At 60.4% G+C, this 18,541-nt stretch carries 16 protein-coding genes; 6 read left to right on the top strand and 10 right to left on the bottom strand.

The genetic code is table 11. The annotated features are described in order from the left end of the window. Positions 1 to 37: 37 nt before the first annotated feature. Together ACA071_RS29050 and ACA071_RS29055 are read left to right on the top strand one after the other, a co-directional pair. On the top strand, positions 38 to 673 hold the full coding sequence (locus ACA071_RS29050; protein ID WP_497642173.1) for a sigma-70 family RNA polymerase sigma factor: 636 nt from the start codon (positions 38 to 40) through the stop codon (positions 671 to 673). After that, positions 670 to 1,344, top strand: a complete 675-nt coding sequence (locus ACA071_RS29055; RefSeq protein WP_497642174.1) for an anti-sigma factor — start codon at positions 670 to 672, stop codon at positions 1,342 to 1,344. The genes ACA071_RS29050 and ACA071_RS29055 overlap by 4 nt, the downstream gene beginning before the upstream one ends. A gap of 147 nt (positions 1,345 to 1,491) precedes the next feature. Here the strand turns inward: ACA071_RS29055 and fdhA are convergent, their stop codons facing one another. The 8 genes from fdhA to ACA071_RS29095 form a co-directional block, all read right to left on the bottom strand. Next, positions 1,492 to 2,691, bottom strand: coding sequence for a formaldehyde dehydrogenase, glutathione-independent (gene fdhA / locus ACA071_RS29060; protein ID WP_007947729.1), 1,200 nt, complete (start codon positions 2,689 to 2,691; stop codon positions 1,492 to 1,494). Positions 2,692 to 2,833: 142 nt separating this feature from the next. Then, positions 2,834 to 3,691 carry a formyltetrahydrofolate deformylase gene (purU, locus tag ACA071_RS29065; RefSeq protein WP_497642175.1) on the bottom strand — a complete coding sequence of 286 codons (858 nt, stop codon included), beginning with the start codon at positions 3,689 to 3,691 and terminating at the stop codon, positions 2,834 to 2,836. 125 nt (positions 3,692 to 3,816) lie between these two features. Next, positions 3,817 to 4,449: a sarcosine oxidase subunit gamma gene (locus ACA071_RS29070; RefSeq protein WP_497642176.1), complete on the bottom strand. Its 633-nt coding sequence runs from the start codon at positions 4,447 to 4,449 to the stop codon at positions 3,817 to 3,819. 130 nt (positions 4,450 to 4,579) lie between these two features. Continuing rightward, entirely contained in the window at positions 4,580 to 7,597 is a 3,018-nt protein-coding gene (locus ACA071_RS29075) for a sarcosine oxidase subunit alpha (RefSeq protein ID WP_497642177.1), read from the bottom strand. Further along, positions 7,594 to 7,923 (bottom strand): sarcosine oxidase subunit delta, encoded by a 330-nt coding sequence (locus tag ACA071_RS29080; RefSeq protein ID WP_497642178.1) that lies wholly within the window; start codon positions 7,921 to 7,923, stop codon positions 7,594 to 7,596. The genes ACA071_RS29075 and ACA071_RS29080 overlap by 4 nt, the downstream gene beginning before the upstream one ends. Positions 7,924 to 7,937: 14 nt before the next feature. Next, positions 7,938 to 9,188, bottom strand: a complete 1,251-nt coding sequence (locus ACA071_RS29085; protein WP_123410388.1) for a sarcosine oxidase subunit beta — start codon at positions 9,186 to 9,188, stop codon at positions 7,938 to 7,940. A 23-nt stretch (positions 9,189 to 9,211) separates the two neighbouring features. Next, a complete protein-coding gene (gene glyA, locus ACA071_RS29090) occupies positions 9,212 to 10,465 on the bottom strand; it encodes a serine hydroxymethyltransferase (RefSeq protein WP_497642179.1) in 1,254 nt (417 codons plus the stop codon). Between the two features lie 170 nt (positions 10,466 to 10,635). Beyond that, a complete protein-coding gene (locus tag ACA071_RS29095; protein ID WP_497642180.1) occupies positions 10,636 to 11,352 on the bottom strand; it encodes a TraX family protein in 717 nt (238 codons plus the stop codon). Positions 11,353 to 11,483: 131 nt separating this feature from the next. On the opposite strand from ACA071_RS29095, the gene ACA071_RS29100 reads away from it, so the two are divergent. The 3 genes from ACA071_RS29100 to ACA071_RS29110 all read left to right on the top strand — a co-directional run bounded on the left by ACA071_RS29100 (position 11,484) and on the right by ACA071_RS29110 (position 14,331). Further along, positions 11,484 to 12,524 (top strand): threonine aldolase family protein, encoded by a 1,041-nt coding sequence (locus ACA071_RS29100; RefSeq protein WP_123410384.1) that lies wholly within the window; start codon positions 11,484 to 11,486, stop codon positions 12,522 to 12,524. 249 nt (positions 12,525 to 12,773) lie between these two features. After that, positions 12,774 to 13,307: an REP-associated tyrosine transposase gene (locus ACA071_RS29105; RefSeq protein ID WP_497642181.1), complete on the top strand. Its 534-nt coding sequence runs from the start codon at positions 12,774 to 12,776 to the stop codon at positions 13,305 to 13,307. Positions 13,308 to 13,506: 199 nt separating this feature from the next. Beyond that, positions 13,507 to 14,331: an SDR family oxidoreductase gene (locus ACA071_RS29110; RefSeq protein WP_497642182.1), complete on the top strand. Its 825-nt coding sequence runs from the start codon at positions 13,507 to 13,509 to the stop codon at positions 14,329 to 14,331. Positions 14,332 to 14,473: 142 nt separating this feature from the next. Here ACA071_RS29110 and gbcB read toward each other — a convergent pair whose 3' ends face one another. After that, positions 14,474 to 15,574, bottom strand: a complete 1,101-nt coding sequence (gbcB, locus tag ACA071_RS29115; RefSeq protein ID WP_497642183.1) for a glycine betaine monooxygenase reductase subunit — start codon at positions 15,572 to 15,574, stop codon at positions 14,474 to 14,476. 283 nt (positions 15,575 to 15,857) lie between these two features. On the opposite strand from gbcB, the gene gbca reads away from it, so the two are divergent. Beyond that, positions 15,858 to 17,153 (top strand): glycine betaine monooxygenase oxygenase subunit, encoded by a 1,296-nt coding sequence (gene gbca, locus ACA071_RS29120; protein ID WP_497642184.1) that lies wholly within the window; start codon positions 15,858 to 15,860, stop codon positions 17,151 to 17,153. Between the two features lie 114 nt (positions 17,154 to 17,267). Here the strand turns inward: gbca and ACA071_RS29125 are convergent, their stop codons facing one another. After that, entirely contained in the window at positions 17,268 to 18,515 is a 1,248-nt protein-coding gene (locus ACA071_RS29125; protein WP_497642185.1) for a metallophosphoesterase family protein, read from the bottom strand. Between the last annotated feature and the right edge of the window lie 26 nt (positions 18,516 to 18,541).

Consider the following 18,541-nt stretch of genomic DNA (forward strand, 5'->3'; position numbering starts at 1 on the left):
GCACGTATATGAAACGTGAAACCCCGGATCCCGCGCGATGAATGGCACGACTGCTCCCACTGAACTAGCCTTTGAACCACTCGCCCGACTCATCCAGCGATCCACCATTGCCCGGAGAATAGCCATTTCCACCGCCGACACCGATCAGCTCCGGCAGCTTCTGGCCCAGTGCTCACTGGGGGACCGCCGGGCGTTCGAGGCGCTTTACCGCAGCGTCGGCCCGCGCTTGCATGGTGTCGCCCTGCGGTTCATGGGCCGCCATGACCTGGCCGAAGAAGTGCTGCAGGAAAGCTTCGTACGTATCTGGAACAACGCCTCGCGCTATGAATCGCACCTGTCGGCTCCGCTGACCTGGATGATCAACATCACCCGCAATCAAGCCATCGACCAGTTGCGCAAACACCGCGACCGGCCGCTGACCGATCTGGAAGAACTGGCGCTGGTGGATGAAAGCCCATCGGCCCACGAGTTATTGAACAACGCCCGCGAGGTCAACGCCCTGAACCGCTGCCTGGAAAGCCTCGAAGGCATGCAGCGTCAATCAATTACCGTCGCCTACTTTCAAGGGCTGTCCTGCTCGGAACTGGCCGAGCATTTGGCCGCGCCACTGGGCTCGGTGAAATCCTGGATCCGCCGTGGCATGGAGCGCCTGCGCAGGTGCCTGGAATCATGAACTACCAAACCCCGACTTTGCGCCGCGCCCTCGCCGCCGACTACGCCATTGGCTTGATGCCCGCGGCCGCTCGCCGACGCTTTGAACAGTTGCTGCTGGAAGACGCGGCATTACGCGCCGAACTGGCGCACTGGCAAGACAGCCTGGCCAGCCTGACCGAAGCGTTGCCCGAGCAACCGGTGCCGGATCGCGTGTGGCAAGGCATCACGGCGCGAATCGAGCCACAAAAGCTGCATGTGCCAGAGAAGCGTTCATTCTGGAACTGGATGCGAGTGACGGCGGCGGTGTGTTCGCTGGTGGTGGTCGTGTTCCTGAGCGTGCTCTACAACCGTGATGAGGCCCGTTACAGCGCGACATTGCTGACGGCCGATTCGCAGCCGGCACTCAAGGTTCAGGCGCACGAAAACTACCTGCAAGTCGAGCCGCTGACGTTGGCTGTGGTTGATCCGGGTCGCAGCCTGGAGCTGTGGGCGATTCCGGCGGACGGCAAGCCGATTTCCCTCGGCGTGATTCCGGCGGGTGGCAAGGGCAAGATTGAGCTGAGCGATGCGCAGAAAGTGCTGATCGGCAAGCCGATTGCGTTGGCGGTGAGTCTTGAACCGAAGGGTGGCTCGCCGACCGGACAGCCGACGGGGCCGGTGTTGTATCAAGGGGCGTTGGCGGCGCGGTAAATGATCGTTCCCACGCGCAGCAAAGGAATGCCTCCAGTGACGCTCCGCGTTACGCTTTGGGACGCGGAGCGTCCCGGGCTGCATTCCCACGCAGAGCGTGGGAACGATCGGCGACCCTAAGGTCGCCGTTTTGCATTGCGTGAAGCCTTACGCCGCGCTGAACAACTTGTGCGGATCGATCACAAACTTCTTCGGCACACCCGCATCGAACTCGCCATACCCACGTGGCGCGTCATCCAGGCTGATGACTTCCACGCCAACAATGTCGGCAATGTGGATGCGGTCCCACATGATCGCCTGCATCAGCTGGCGGTTGTACTTCATCACCGGCGTTTGACCGGTGTGGAAGCTGTGGGATTTGGCCCAGCCCAGACCGAAGCGAATGCTCAGGCTGCCCATTTTCGCGGCAGCATCCACAGCACCCGGATCTTCGGTCACGTACAGGCCTGGAATACCGATTTTGCCGGCAACACGGACCACGCCCATCAGCGAGTTGAGCACGGTGGCCGGAGCTTCGTGCTTAACGCCGTCATGGCCGTGACCGCGCGCTTCGAAGCCTACGGCGTCGACGGCGCAATCCACTTCCGGCTCGCCCAGCAGTGCAGCGATTTGCTCGTGCAGCGGGGTGTCGAGGGACAGGTCGGCAATTTCGAAACCCTGAGCCTTGGCGTGCGCCAGACGAACAGTGTTGACGTCACCGATGATCACCACTGCTGCACCCAGCAGGCGAGCGGAGGCGGCAGCGGCCAGACCGACCGGGCCGGCACCTGCGATGTACACGGTGCTGCCCGGACCAACGCCAGCCGTCACGGCGCCGTGGTAACCAGTTGGCAGAATGTCGGAGAGACAGGTCAGGTCGCGGATTTTTTCCATCGCACGATCGCGATCCGGGAGTTTCAGCAGGTTGAAGTCGGCATACGGCACCATCGCGTATTCAGCCTGGCCACCGGTCCAGTCACCCATGTCGACATAACCGTAAGCACCGCCGGGACGGGCCGGGTTAACGCTCAGGCAAACGCCGGTGTGCATCTCTTTGCAGGAACGGCAGCGCCCGCAAGCCACGTTGAACGGTACGGACACCAAGTCGCCGATTTGCAGGTTTTCGACGTCGCTGCCCTTCTCGATCACTTCACCGGTGATTTCGTGACCCAGGACCAGGCCGGTTTGCGCCGTGGTACGACCGCGCACCATGTGCTGATCGGAACCACAGATGTTGGTGGACACCACACGCAGGATGACAGCGTGGTTAATCTTCCTGCCGCGCGGGTCCTGCATTTTCGGATAGTCGATTTTCTGTATTTCGACCTTGCCATTGCCGAGATACACCACACCACGATTGCCAGACATGCTTTCACCTCGCTGTTGTTTTTATGTAGCGGTCGCGTCGCCATGGAGCGGCGGCGCGTTGATTGCTCGGGTTAGTGCTTGTGTCTTTTTGTGCTGCTTTTTCAGGGACTCTTCGCGGGCAAGGCTTGCCCGCGATAGCGATCTAAAGAACGACGGTTCTATTCGCGTTCAAAAACACTCGCCGCTCAATGTGATAACCCACGGCCCGCGCCAATGTCAGCCCTTCAATATCCCGCCCCTTGGCGATCAGGTCTTCCGGGTAATGACTGTGGTCCACCGCCTCCACGCCCTGGGCGATGATCGGGCCTTCGTCCAGGTCGTTGTTGATGTAGTGCGCCGTAGCGCCAACCAGTTTCACGCCCTTGTTGTAGGCCTGGTGATACGGCTTGGCACCCTTGAAACCCGGCAGCAGGGAGTGGTGAATATTGATCGCCTTGCCGTCGAGTTTGCGGCACAGCTCCGGCGACAGGACCTGCATGTAACGGGCGAGAATCACCAGTTCGGCGCCGGACTCTTCGATCACCTGCAACACCTGACGCTCTTGCGACGGTTTGTCGTTCGGGTCCAACGGGAAGTGGTAGTACGGAATCTGGTGCCAGTCCGCCAACGGTTTGAGGTCCGGGTGGTTGGAGACCACGGCGGCCACGTCCATCGACAACTGGCCGATGCGCTGACGGTAGAGCAAGTCGTTAAGGCAGTGATCGGCCTTGGAGACCATGATCACCACTTTTGGCCGGTAGTTCGGCTCGGTCAGTTCGAAGATCATCCCGAAATTGGCACCACGTTCTGCGAGACCGGCGCGGAAGGCTTGCTCGTCGAAACCGTCAGGCTGGCGGAATTCCACGCGAATGAAGAAACGACCCGAGAGCCGGTCATCGAAGGAATGGTGCTCGGTGACGTAGCAGCCCTGCTCGAACAGAAAGCGGGTCACCGCATCCACGGTGCCGAGGACGCTTGGGCAGTCGGCGGTCAGAATCCATGTGTCTGGGGCGCGGCTCATAGTCGTGTCTCTCCTCTGATCGTTCCCACGCTCTGCGTGGGAATGCCGCCATGGACGCTCTGCGTCCGCCTTTGGGACGCGGAGCGTCCCGGGATGCATTCCCACGCAGAGCGTGGGAACGATCATTACGCCTGAACGCTCAACCCGTATTCGGCAGCCGCATCCTGCAACCACAACCACCAGTAATCCGAGAAACTGCGACGAATCAGCAGTTCCCAGGTGTCTTCAGCGGTGTGGCGGATCACCAGTTGCGACTTGGCGAACACCGTGCCGACAGCCTTGCCCACCGGGAAGCTGTTGGGGTGCACGTCGTAGCTGGTGGATTTCATCAGCACCTGGCGCACGTTCGGGCCGCTCAGTTCGAGGATCTGCTGGCCACCGCTGACGTTGACGATCTGGATATGCAGGTCGCCCAGCGCTTCACGGAGTTTTTGCTCGGCGGCGAATTCTTCACCGGTCGGCACGATCAGCAGCCATTCATCCGGCCCCACCCATTGCAGGCTGGTTTCGCCTTTGACGATGACGGACAGCGCGCCGGGCAATTCGATGCCAAGGGCCTTGTGTACGCCAGCGCTGAACGCGGCATCGTGGCCATCGCCACGAATCGTCAGGTGGCCGAGGAGTTTTTTCTCACGCACGATCACGCCGGCGTTTTTGCGGCCCTTGCCCACCAGGCTGGCGAGGTCGGCATGATGCAGCGACGACTCGGCCTTGGCCCCGGTGGTTGGGCGTTGTTGGTACACATTGGCTGCGGTCATAAAGCACCTTTCTTTTGTTGATCGTTCCCACGCTCTGCGTGGGAATGCCGCCATGGACGCTCTGCGTCCGTTCTTGGGACGCGGAGCGTCCCGGGATGCATTCCCACGCGGAGCGTGGGAACGATCAGTTTCAGATGTTCTGGCGATCGCCTTTCGGATCGAAGAACACCGAAGAAACAATCTCCGCCTCGATCACGCTGCCATCGGCCAGCGGTGCGAACACACGCTCACCGATGCGCTTCAAGCCGCCCTTGACCACGCCCATGGCAAACGAATAGCCGAGGGAGTTGTGCGCGTAGCTGGAGGTCACGTGGCCAACCATGGTCATCGGGATGGTTTGCTTGGTGTTGAACACCAGTTGCGCCCCTTCCGGCAGCCATTTGGTCGGATCGATCGGCTTCAGGCCCACCAGTTGCTTGCGTTGATCACGCACGCAGTCTTCGCGGTTCATGCCACGCTGGCCGATCCACGAGAACGGTTTGGTGCGACCGACACACCAACCCATGTTCAAGTCGTCCGGGGTCATCGAGCCGTCAGTGTCCTGGCCGACGATGATGAAGCCCTTCTCCGCCCGCAGTACGTGCATGGTTTCAGTGCCGTACGGGGTCAGGTTGTACTGCTTGCCCGCCGCGACGATTTTCTCAAGCACGCCCATGGCGTAGTCGGCTTGTACGTTGACTTCGTACGACAGTTCACCGGTAAACGAAATCCGGAACACCCGCGCCGGCACACCGCCGACCAGGCCTTCTTTCCAGGTCATGAACGGGAACGCTTCGTTGGTCAGGTCGATGTCAGTGACTTCACTGAGCAGCTTGCGACTGTTCGGCCCGGACAGGGTCATGGTTGCCCAGTGATCCGTCACGGAGGTGAAGTACACCTTCAGGTCTGGCCATTCGGTCTGTTGGTAGATTTCCAGCCACTGCAGCACGCGTGCAGCGCCGCCGGTGGTGGTGGTCATCACGAAATGGTTGTCAGCCAGGCAAGCCGTTACGCCGTCGTCGAAGACCATGCCGTCTTCTTTACACATCAAACCGTAACGCGCCTTGCCCACGTCGAGCTTGGTCCAGGCGTTGGTGTAGATGCGGTTGAGGAACTCGCGGGCATCCGGGCCTTGAATGTCGATCTTGCCCAGGGTTGAAGCGTCCAGCAGGCCAACGCTGTCGCGCACGGCTTTGCATTCGCGCTTGATCGCGGCGTGCAGGTCTTCGCCGTTTTTCGGGAAGTACCAAGGACGTTTCCACTGACCGACGTCTTCGAATTCAGCACCGTTTTTCACATGCCAGTGATGCAGCGCGGTGAAACGTACTGGCTCGAAGATGTGCCCACAGTGACGACCGGCCACGGCGCCGAAAGTCACCGGCGTGTAGTTCGGGCGGAACATGGTGGTGCCCATCTGCGGGATGGTCACGTTCAACGAACGGGCGGCGATGGCCAGGCCGTTGACGTTGCCGAGCTTGCCCTGATCGGTACCGAAGCCCAGTGCGGTATAGCGTTTGACGTGCTCGACCGACTCGAAACCTTCGCGGGTCGCCAGTTCGATGGCGGCGGCAGTCACGTCGTTCTGCAGGTCGACGAATTGCTTCGGCGCCCGTGCGGTGTTCTTTTCATGCGGGACCTGGAACAGCGCCAGGGTCGGTTCTTCGAGACGGCTCAGGGCTTTCGGCAAGGTGCCTTCAACCACGCTGAAACCGGCTTCACTGGCCGCGCGAGCACCACCTTCAAAACCATCGGCCAGGGAATCGCCGAGGCCATAGACGCCGTTGATGCCACCGACGCACACGCGTTTCTGCGGGGCTTCGCCCGGCACGAAACCGAGGATGTCTTCACGCCAGGTCGGTTTGCCGCCCAGGTGCGAAGCCAAGTGGACCACCGGGCTGTAGCCGCCGGAGGTGGCAACGAGGTCGCAATCCAGCCATTCGCCAGGACTGGTCACGGCGTGGGCTTTGACATCAATCGCGGCAATGCGAGCAGCGGTGACGCGCTTGGTGCCACGGGCCTCGATCACGGCGCTGCCGGTCAGGATGCGGATGCCTTTGGCGCGGGCTTCTTCCACCAGCGCACCGCGCGGGTTACTGCGGGCGTCGGCGATGGCCACCACTTGCTGGCTGGCGTCGAGCCAATCCAATGCAACGCGGTAGGCGTGGTCGTTGTTGGTCGACAGCACCAGTTTCTTGCCCGGTGCCACGCCGTAACGACGAACGTAAGTCGACACAGCGCCAGCAAGCATGTTGCCCGGCACGTCGTTATTGCCGTAGAGCAGCGGACGCTCGCAAGCACCGGTCGCCAGCACTACACGTTTAGCGCGAACCCGGTGGATACGCTGACGTACCTGGCCAATCGGCGCGCGGTCGCCGAGGTGATCGGTCAGGCGTTCGTGAATGGTCAGGAAGTTATGGTCGTGGTAGCCGTTGACCGTGGCGCGCGGCAACAGCAGCACGTCCGGGGTGTCTTTCAGTTCGGCGATGACGCTGGCAACCCATTCGGTGGCCGGTTTGCCGTCGAGGCTTTCGCGGGAATCGAGCAGGCTGCCGCCGAACTCTTCCTGCTCATCAGCCAGGATCACACGAGCACCGCTGCGCGCAGCGGCCAGTGCCGCGGCCAGACCCGCAGGGCCGGCGCCGACGATCAGCACGTCGCAGTGCTGGTTCATGTAGTCGTAGGTGTCCGGATCGTTCTCGGTCGGCGAGCGGCCAAGACCGGCGGCCTTACGAATGTACTTCTCGTAGGTCATCCAGAACGATTGCGGGTACATGAAGGTTTTGTAGTAGAAGCCCGGCGGCATCAGCTTGCCGCCGACCTTGCCGAGAATCCCCATCATGTCGTTGTTCACGCTCGGCCAGCCGTTGGTGCTGGTGGCGACCAAACCTTGGTACAGCGCTTGTTGCGTGGCGCGCACGTTCGGGATTTGCGTGGCTTCGGTAGCGCCGATCTGCAGCACCGCGTTCGGCTCTTCAGCACCGGCGGCGAAGATGCCGCGCGGGCGGGAATACTTGAAGCTGCGACCGATGATGTCGACGCCGTTGGCCAGCAGGGCTGCGGCCAGCGAGTCGCCTTCAAAGCCTTTGTACACCTGACCGTTGAAAGTGAAGCTCAGCACTTTGTTGCGGTCGATCCGTCCGCCGTTGGACAGGCGATTGATCTGGCTCATACCTTCTCTCCCAGAGCCGTCGTAGCCGCTTTCGAGCTATCGGTCTTGTCGGTGAATTGTGGCTTGGTGCCGATCTTGTAGGTTTCGAGAATCTCGTAGGTCACGGTGTCGCGGGTCGCGTTGAAGTACTGACGGCAACCGGCGGCGTGGATCCACAGTTCGTGGTGCAGACCGCGCGGGTTATCGCGGAAGAACATGTAGTCACCCCACTCCTCGTCGGTGCAGGTCGTCGGATCCAGTGGACGCGGGATGTGCGCCTGGCCGGATGCGTGGAATTCCTCTTCGGAGCGCAGCTCGCCGCAGTGAGGACAGAAGATATGCAACATGGGGATTTCTCCTGTTAGTGGGCAACCGCAGCAGCGCCGTGTTCATCGATCAACGCACCGTTGTGGAAACGGTCGATGGAGAAAGGTGCGGCCAATGGGTGCATTTCACCCTTGGCCAGACTCGCGGCAAACACGTTGCCCGAGCCAGGTGTCGCCTTGAAGCCACCGGTGCCCCAACCGCAGTTGAAGAACATGTTCGGCACCGGGGTTTTCGAAATGATCGGGCACGCATCCGGCGTGGTGTCGACGATGCCGCCCCACTGCCGGTTCATGCGGACGCGGGACAACACCGGGAACATCTCGACGATGGCCTGGATGGTGTGCTCGATCACCGGGTACGAACCGCGCTGGCCGTAGCCGTTGTAGCCGTCGATACCGGCACCGATCACCAGGTCGCCCTTGTCGGACTGGCTGATGTAACCGTGCACGGCGTTGGACATGATCACGCTGTCGATAATCGGTTTGATCGGCTCGGACACCAGCGCTTGCAGCGGGTGGGATTCGATCGGCAGGCGGAAACCGGCAAGTTTGGCCATGTGCCCGGAGTTACCGGCGGTCACTACGCCGACGCGCTTGGCGCCGATGAAGCCTTTGTTGGTTTCAACGCCGATGCACACGCCGTTTTCCTTGCGGAAACCGATCACTTCGGTCTGCTGGATCAAGTCCACGCCCAAGGCATCGGCGGCACGGGCAAAGCCCCACGCCACGGCATCGTGACGAGCCACGCCGCCACGGCGCTGAACGGTGGCGCCCAGCACCGGGTAGCGGGTGTTCTTGGAGCAGTCGAGGTACGGAATCTCGTCCGCCACTTGCTTGGCATCGAGCAGTTCGCCGTCCACGCCGTTGAGGCGGTTGGCGCTGACCCGACGCTCGGAATCACGAATGTCTTGCAGGGTGTGGCACAGGTTGTAAACGCCGCGCTGGGAGAACATCACGTTGTAGTTCAGGTCCTGGGACAGGCCTTCCCACAGTTTCATCGCGTGTTCGTACAGGTGCGCCGACTCGTCCCACAGGTAGTTGGAGCGAACGATGGTGGTGTTGCGCGCGGTGTTACCGCCGCCCAGCCAGCCTTTCTCGACCACGGCCACGTTGGTGATGCCGTGTTCTTTGGCCAGGTAGTAAGCCGTGGCGAGACCATGCCCGCCACCGCCGACGATGACCACGTCATAGACCTTTTTAGGGGTCGGCGTGCGCCACATTTTCTGCCAGTTTTCGTGATGGCTGAGGGAGTGTTTGAAGAGGCCGAAGCCCGAATAGCGTTGCATAGTCATTTACTCCAAAACCGCGCTCAGCGATAAACCGGGAAGTCCGCGCACAGGGCTGCCACTTGCTGCGCCACATTCGCTTCAACGTCGGCATCGCCGAGGTTGTCGAGGATGTCGCAGATCCAGCCGGCCAGCGTCACGCACTGGGTCACCTTGAAGCCGCGTGTGGTCACCGCCGGGGTGCCGATGCGCAGGCCGGAGGTCACGAACGGCGACTGTGGATCGTTCGGTACAGCGTTCTTGTTCACGGTGATGTGGGCGCGACCGAGGGCGGCGTCCGCGTCTTTGCCGGTGAGGCCCTGACGGATCAGGCTGACCAGGAACAGGTGGTTGTCAGTACCGCCGGACACTACATCGTAGCCGCGTTTGATAAACACGCCGGCCATGGCCTGGGCGTTGTCGATCACTTGTTGTTGGTAGGCCTTGAAACCTGGCTCCAACGCTTCCTTGAAGCACACCGCTTTACCCGCGATGACGTGCATCAGTGGGCCGCCCTGAGCGCCGGGGAATACGGCGGAGTTGAGCTTTTTCTCGATCTCTTCGTTGGCCTTGCACAGGATCAGGCCGCCACGCGGACCGCGCAGGGTCTTGTGCGTGGTGGTGGTGACCACGTCAGCGTAAGGCAGCGGGTTCGGGTACAGGCCAGCAGCGACCAGACCGGCCACGTGGGCCATGTCGACGAACAGCAGTGCACCGACCTTGTCGGCAATCTGCCGGAAGCGCGGGAAGTCGAGGGTCTTGGAGTAAGCGGAGAACCCGGCGACGATCATTTTCGGTTTGCACTCGACGGCCAGGCGTTCGACTTCGTCGTAATCAATCAAACCGGTCTTGACGTCGATGCCGTACTGCACGGCGTTGTACAGCTTGCCCGAGGACGACACTTTGGCGCCGTGGGTCAGGTGACCGCCGTGGGCCAGGCTCATGCCGAGAATGGTGTCGCCCGGCTGGATCAGGGCCAGGTAAACGGCGCTGTTAGCGGAAGAACCGGAGTGCGGTTGGACGTTGGCGTAATCGGCGCCGAACAGCTGCTTGGCGCGTTCGATGGCCAGCGCTTCAACTTTATCGACGTGCTCGCAACCACCGTAGTAGCGCTTGCCCGGATAACCTTCGGCGTATTTGTTGGTCAGGCCACTGCCTTGCGCTTCCATGACGCGTTTGCTGGTGTAGTTCTCTGACGCGATCAGTTCGATGTGATCTTCCTGGCGTTGCTCCTCGGCATTCATCGCCGCCAGCAGTGCATCGTCGTAGCCCTTGATCTGGTCTTGCTTGCTGAACATCGCGTCTCTCCCAGCGGCGGCTTGTGCGCCTTTCGTCTCGGTGAGGCACGTACCTTTCGGCAGTGCCCTTTGGATGCGATGGTATGACCGGCGCAGACAGGTCAAATGCCTATGGACGCCACGCAAAGGTGCGTTTACGACATGGGCTGAAATGGCAGCTTCTACCGGGGTTACGCGAGAACCTGTCGTAAGGCCAATAGCGCGAGGAAGTGCGCAGGATAGAGCGCGTACGCCCAGCGACGCATGGGCGGTGGCTTGAGGCGGCTGGCGTGTCGCAACAGCAACAACCCGAGCAATGGCGCGATCAGACAAGCGGCAATGCCGAAGATCGCCGCGCCATTACCCATCCGCGCCGCGCCATACAGCACCTGCCATTGATTGGCCGCCAGGCACACCAGCCCCGGCAACAGACTGAAATACCAGGGCCGGCGGATCACCAGCAACATCGCCAAGGGCAACATCACGCCGAAGAAACCGAACATCAGTCGCTCCGGGAACAGCGCCGCGAGTAAAACGGCGCCGACCGCCAACAATCGTGATTGAAGCGTCGGCTGCTGCCAGCCCCGCGCCACCAGCAGACCGAGCACCAACGTAGGCATCACGTTTAACGTGTCGGGATCAGGAATGTAGATTCGATAGGGGATTTCGCTGATGGCGCTAAACGCGATCAACCAACCCAAGTAACGCCACTGACCATTTGTTGTGGCGGTACGTGTCCGAGACAGATTCGCCGCCATCGCCAGACAGAACCACGGAAACGCCAATCGCCCCGGCACATACAGAAAATCGACGGAGTACCCGACATATCGCAGGTGATCGAGCACCATGCTCAGCAGCGCCAGCCACTTGAGCAGATCCAGCGCGCCGTCCCTTTGCGTCATGTGCATAATTGCCCGTCAAATGTGTATTTTTCTGACAGCATCATCGCGTGTGCTCCCCGGACGATCTTCGGTAAAGTGCGCACCATCATTGACCACAAAACTCTTCACCATAAGGGTTTTGAACACGGAATCAGGCCATGACCGATAAGAGCCAACAATTCGCCAGCGACAACTATTCCGGTATCTGCCCTGAAGCCTGGGCCGCCATGGAACAGGCCAACCACGGCCACCAGCGCGCTTACGGCGACGACGAATGGACCGCACGAGCGTCCGACGACTTCCGCAAACTGTTTGAAACCGACTGCGAAGTGTTCTTCGCCTTCAACGGCACCGCGGCCAACTCCCTGGCCCTGTCGTCGCTGTGCCAGAGTTACCACAGCGTGATCTGCTCGGAAACCGCCCACGTCGAAACCGACGAATGCGGCGCGCCGGAATTCTTTTCCAACGGCTCCAAACTGCTGGTCGCTCGCACTGAAAACGGCAAGCTGACCCCGGAATCGATCCGCGAAGTCGCCCTCAAACGCCAAGACATCCACTACCCGAAACCCCGCGTGGTGACCCTGACCCAAGCCACTGAAGTCGGCAGCGTCTACACCCCGGAAGAAATCCGCGCCATCAGCGTCACCTGCAAAGAGCTGGGCCTGAACCTGCACATGGACGGCGCGCGCTTCTCCAACGCCTGCGCGTTCCTCGGCTGCACCCCGGCGGACCTGACCTGGAAGGCCGGCGTCGATGTGTTGTGCTTCGGCGGCACGAAAAACGGCATGGCCGTGGGCGAGGCGATCCTGTTCTTCAACCACAAACTGGCGGAAGACTTCGACTACCGCTGCAAACAGGCTGGGCAACTGGCCTCGAAGATGCGTTTCCTCTCGGCCCCGTGGGTCGGCATCCTGGAAAACGACGCCTGGCTCAAATACGCCAAACACGCCAACCACTGCGCGCAACTGCTGGCGGAACTGGTCAGCGACATTCAAGGCGTGGAACTGATGTTCCCGGTGCAAGCCAACGGCGTATTCCTGCAACTCTCGGAACCGGCCATCGCCGCCCTGACCGCCAAGGGCTGGCGCTTCTACACCTTCATCGGCAACGGCGGCGCCCGCTTCATGTGCTCGTGGGACACCGAAGAAGAACGCGTGCGCGAATTGGCGGCGGACATTCGCGAAGTCATGTCCCGCTAATCAGCGACCCGATCGTTCCCACGCTCCGCGTGGGAATGCCTCTCGGGACGCTCCGCGTTCCAGCTTCACCACCGATGTAGAGCCGACCACCGTTGTGACGCGGAGCGTCACGGGCTGCATTCCCACGCGGAGCGTGGGAACGATCAGTTGTGGCGCGTCGTAATTTCCCACTCGCTCCGCGGCTCTGTCCGCTAGCACCACCACACAACCGAGCTCACCCTAGTCATTCCCACGCAAAGGAATGCACCCATGGGTCGAAGCCGCTACACCATCACCGAACCTGACAAACCTCACTTTCTCACCTGCACTCTCCTGGAATGGCTCCCGCTATTCATCCGGCCTTACATCGTCGATCACCTGCTCAGTTGCTGGCGCTATCAACAAACCCATCAAGATCTGAAGTTGTACGGCTATGTAGTGCTGGAAAACCATCTGCATTTCGTTGCTCAGGCTCCAGACCTGAGCAAGTGCCTCAGCCAGTTCAAATCCTTTACCGCCCGACAAATTATCGACGACTTGCAAAGCAAAGGTGCCGAGCGCGCATTGCAGCGCCTGCGTTTCAGCAAACGTGCGCACAAGAAGGATCGGGTGTATCAGTTGTGGCAGGAGGGTTCACATGCGGAGATGGTGTACAGCGAAACGGTAATGCGCCAGAAGCTGGATTACATCCACTACAACCCAGTGAAGCGCGGGTATGTGGATTTGCCGGAGCATTGGCGATATTCAAGCGCCCGAGATTACGCAGGCCAGGAAGGACTAATTCAGATTCAGCGATGGTACTGAATGATCGTTCCCACGCTCCGCGTGGGAATGCAGCCCGTGACGCTCTGCGTCACAACGATGTCCGGCGATGCGTAGTCGGTGAAGCAGGAACGCGGAGCGTCCCGAGAGGCATTCCCACGCGGAGCGTGGGAACGATCATCGTGCGGCACATCTTGGACTACATTAATTTGCTCAGACAATAACAATCAGGAGCGCACGCATGTCCCAACAAGGCAAAACCCTGTTCATCACCGGCGCCAGCCGTGGCATCGGACGTGAGATCGCGCTGCGAGCTGCGCGGGACGGGGCCAATATTGTGATTGCGGCCAAGAGTGCCGAGCCGCATGCCAAGCTGCCAGGCACGATTTTCAGCGTGGCCGAGGAAGTTGAAGCCGCGGGTGGCAAGGCGTTGGCCCTGCAAGTGGATGTGCGTGATGAAGTCGCAGTGCGTGAGGCGCTGGCCCGGGCCAATGAGCATTTCGGCGGGATTGATGCGCTGGTCAACAATGCCGGGGCGATCAAGTTGACCGGGGTTCAGCACATCGAACTCAAGCGTTTCGACCTGATGCACCAGATCAACACCCGCGCGGTGTTGCTCTGTAGCCAGGCGGCCCTGCCCTATCTGAAAAAATCCAAGGGCCACATCCTCAACCTGTCGCCGCCGTTGAACCTGGCGACGAAATGGTTCGCGCAATACAGCCCTTACACCGTGACCAAGTACGGCATGAGCATGCTGACATTGGGTATGAGCGAGGAATTCGCCAATTACGGCATCAGCGTCAACTCGCTATGGCCGCAGACGATGATTGCCACGGCGGCCATCGAATTTCAGCTTGGCTCGCGGGAGTCCTTCAAACACGCACGAACGCCGGCGATCATGGCGGATGCCGCCCACATCATTCTGGACAGCACTGGACGCAGCATTACCGGGCGGTTGCTGATTGATGAAGATGTTTTGAGGGAACACGGGGTTAAGGATTTCGAGGGGTATCGGTTTGAACCGGACTCCACCGACAAACTGATGCCGGACCTGTTTGTCGACTGAAATACGCACGCCCTTGTAGGAGCTGCCGAGTGAAACGAGGCGGCGATCTTTTGATCTTGCTCTTAAAAAACAACATCAAAAGATCGCCGCCTCGTTTCACTCGACAGCTCCTACAGGGGAACGGGAAGTTCCTCAGTGTGCGTTAGAACTCAATCCGCACGTCACCCTTCGGCACGCTGCAGCACGACAGGATGAACCCTTCCGCTTCGTCTTCCTCGGTAATCCCGCCGTTGTGGTCCATTTCGACTTCCCCGCCCAGCTTCATCACCTTGCACGTCCCGCAGATCCCCATCCCGCAAGCCTTCGGAATCAGCAGGCCAAGCTTGGCCGCAGCAGCATGGACGGTTTCCCCCGGCGCCACACGAATGCTCTTGCCGGACGCGGTGAATTCCACCTGATGCAGGTCCGCCACATCGATATCCGGTGCGTCGGCGGCGATTTCCGCCTGCTCCACCGCATCGGCGCGGGCTTCCGGAGGCGTCGCACCGAAGGATTCCTCGTGATAACGGCTCATGTCGAAGCCAACTGCTTCAAGCATGCGCTTGACCGCGTTCATGTACGGCGTCGGGCCGCAGCAGAAAACTTCGCGTTCAAGGAAGTCCGGGGCCATCAGTTCCAGCATCTTGTAGTTCAGGTAACCGCGATAACCGGCCCACGGCTCGCCCAGACCGTGCTTCTCGCAGATCAGATGCAGACTGAAGTTGTCGATCCGCGACGCCATGTGCTCCAGCTCGCGGTGATAGATGATGTCTTTCGGCGAACGGGCGCTGTGGATAAACACCATGTCGACGTTGCCGTTGGTGTCGTAGAACCAGCGGGCCATCGACATGACCGGCGTGATCCCGACGCCGCCGCTGAGGTACAAAACCTTCGGCGCGGTGAAGTCCATGGCGTTGAACAGCCCGACCGGCCCGTGCACCGCCAACTCCTGGCCTTCGTGCAAGGTGTCGTGCAGCCAGTTAGAGACCTTGCCCCCCGGCACACGCTTGATGGTCACCGAAAAGCTGTACGGCACCGACGGCGAGCTGGAAATGGTGTACGAACGCATGATCGGCACGCCGTCGATTTCCAGCTCCAGGGTCACGAACTGCCCGGGCTTGAAGAAGAACAGGATCGGCTGATCGGCCATAAAGCAGAAGGTGCGCACGTCCCAGGTTTCCTGGATGACTTTGACGCAACGGACGATGTGTCGACCATTGGCCCAGGTCTGGGTGGTTACCGGATTCAGGAAGCTGTTGGACATGCTGTTCTCCACCGCCGATGGTCGGCCTTATGTTGGCGATTCTGCGTATAGCGCGAGCCATCCATTTACCTATCTGCGACATTCACATACTTATCGCGACCAGCCCCCAACTACCGGGGGTTGCGCGTCGGGAACAGATTGGGCCATGTCGCCCATGGATAAGGTTCTGGTGTGCGCCGGCCCCACACTCGCTTCACACAAATACAGATTCTTTACACCTTGCGTAGCAAACCTGATTAGTCACTTTCGCCGGCCTCACAGAAAGGCCTTGAGGATCACATCGATGGACGTCACCGCAAAAATCAGCCTGGGCGATCCGCTGGAACCCGCACGCAAGGCCACCGCGCAGATGCTGCAAGAGCGCGAGCGCACTTTCTCGCTGCCGCAGCCGTTTTACTCTGACGAGCGGCTGTTTGATATCGACATGCAGGAGATCTTCCAGAAAGAGTGGTTGATCGCCGGTATGACCTGCGAAATCCCGACCAAGGGCAACTACCTGACCCTGCAAGTCGGCAAGAACCCGATCATCGTGATTCGCGGCGCCGAAGGCGTGGTGCATGCGTTCCACAACGTTTGCCGCCACCGTGGTTCGCGGCTGTGCACCAGTGAAAAAGGCAAGGTCGCCAAGCTGGTTTGCCACTACCACCAGTGGACGTATGAACTCGACGGTCGCCTGCTATTCGCTGGCACCGAAATGGGCGCCGACTTCGACATGAAGCAGTACGGCCTCAAACCGGTGAGCGTGAAAACGGCGGGTGGTTACATCTTCATTAGCCTGTCGGAAAATCCGCCGGCCATTGATGACTTCCTGTCGACGCTGAACCATTACATGGAACCGTACGACATGGAAAACACCAAGGTGGCGATCCAGACCACCTTGTTCGAAAAAGCTAACTGGAAACTGGTGCTGGAAAACAACCGCGAGTGCTACCACTGCAACGCGTCGCACCCGGAACTGCTGAAAACCCTGCTGGAATGGGACGATGTCACTGACCCGCGCGCCGACCAGGCGTTCAAGGACCATGTCGCCGCCTCCGCCGCGGCCTGGGATGCCGAGAAGATTCCTTACGCCCACGCCAGTTTCGGCCTGCGTAACCGCATCGTGCGCATGCCGCTGCTCAAGGGCACCGTGTCGATGACCCTCGACGGCAAACAGGGCTGCGCCAAACTCATGGGCCGGATCAAGAACCCGGACCTCGGCTCGATGCGCATCCTGCACTTGCCGCACTCGTGGAACCACTGCATGGGCGATCACATCATCGTCTTCACCGTGTGGCCGATCAGCGCCCAGGAAACCATGGTCACCACCAAGTGGATCGTGCACAAGGATGCGGTTGAAGGGGTGGATTACGACGTCGAGCGCATGCGTAAAGTCTGGGACGCGACCAACGACCAGGACCGGCGCCTGGCCGAAGAAAACCAGCGCGGGATCAACTCCACGGCTTACCAGCCTGGGCCTTACTCCAAGACGTATGAGTTTGGCGTGGTGAATTTTGTGGATTGGTACAGCGAGCGGCTGTTGAACAATCTCGGGGCTGAGCCGGCGGCTTACCTCAAGGGCGTGCCGGTTCAGGGCTGACCTGACCATGATCGTTCCCACGCTCTGCGTGGGAATGCAGCCCGGGACGCTCCGCGTCCCAAGAGCGGACGCGGAGCGTCCATTGAGGCATTCCCACGCGGAGCGTGGGAACGATCATGTGCGGGAAGACCACCGCACCGATCCATCCTCGCCAATAAACGTCTCCTCAATGTTCTCCCCCACCAACCGCACTTTCACATAACCATTCAACACCCGGTCCGGGTACGCCTCATCCCGCGCATTCTGCGTTTCCGACCACAACACCCGCGAATGCCCGTCCAGTTCACTGGCATTGCCATACGGAATCGCCCCATGCCCGGCACACCGCGCATGCAGCCCACCCTGGGCGGCGTAGCAGATGCCGTTGTGCAAATGCCCCCAATACCAATAATCCGGCTCACGCCCCAAGGCATCACACACCGTTTGATACAGCGCGGTCTTGTTGTGCCCGGAGATGTCGAAGCCCTGGTGATGGCTGAGCACCATGATCTTCCTGCGCTGGGGCAGCTCTTTCATCCAGGCGATCTGTTCCTTGTTCAGCGTGCCGTCCATGTACAGGTTGATCGCATCCGAGGCGTACGCGCTGTCGAGCCCGACCACCAGCCAGTCATCGTTGTACAGCGCGAAATAGCTGGTGCCCTGCTGCGTCGGGAAGCGCTTGGCCAATTCCTTGTAGTAGCCATGGGCGCCGCTGTACATCTCGTGGTTGGAATTGAGCGTGAACGAGCCGTGCTTGCCCATGGGCCAGCCGACCATGTCGACGTCTTCCTGGGAATGGGTACCGGCGTAATACACGTCCCCCAGGTGAATGGTGAAATCGGCCTGGGCCAGTTGCATCTGGTTGGCCACCGCCACCGCCGGGGCATGGCTGTCAAACGGCCCGGTGCCCCAGTCGCCGGCGATTGCCAGGATCACGTCACTGTCCATTTTCATCAGCGCCGGGGTGGTGGCGAATGGCGCGTGATGGCGCAAGTTTTCAATCCACTTCAGCAGCGCTTCGCTCCACAGCAGGTCCAGCAGTTCCCATTTGCGACAACCGAGCAAACTGCCGTCCTTGAGCACTCGGGTTTGCAACTCGTCGGTGGATTGCGGCAACGGCGTGGCGTTGCCGATATGCAGGATCGACAAGCCGTGGGACAACTCCCACGGCACACTCGGTTCATCGTCCGGCAAGTCGCCGTGCTTGAGCACGTATTGCGCCTGATCGTGACCGCGCTGCAGCAGCGCGACGATGGCCTCGAACTCTTCCGGCTCCAGCTCGCTGACGAGTTTCTTCCAGGACATTTCCAGCCGCGTGAACAGCCCGTGCAGGCGCACTTTGACCTTGTCGTACTCATGTTCCCAATGACTGACTAATGACATGTTGGCATTCCTCCATCCGTAGTGGG

It is taken from the genome of Pseudomonas sp. LBUM1646, assembly GCF_059716165.1.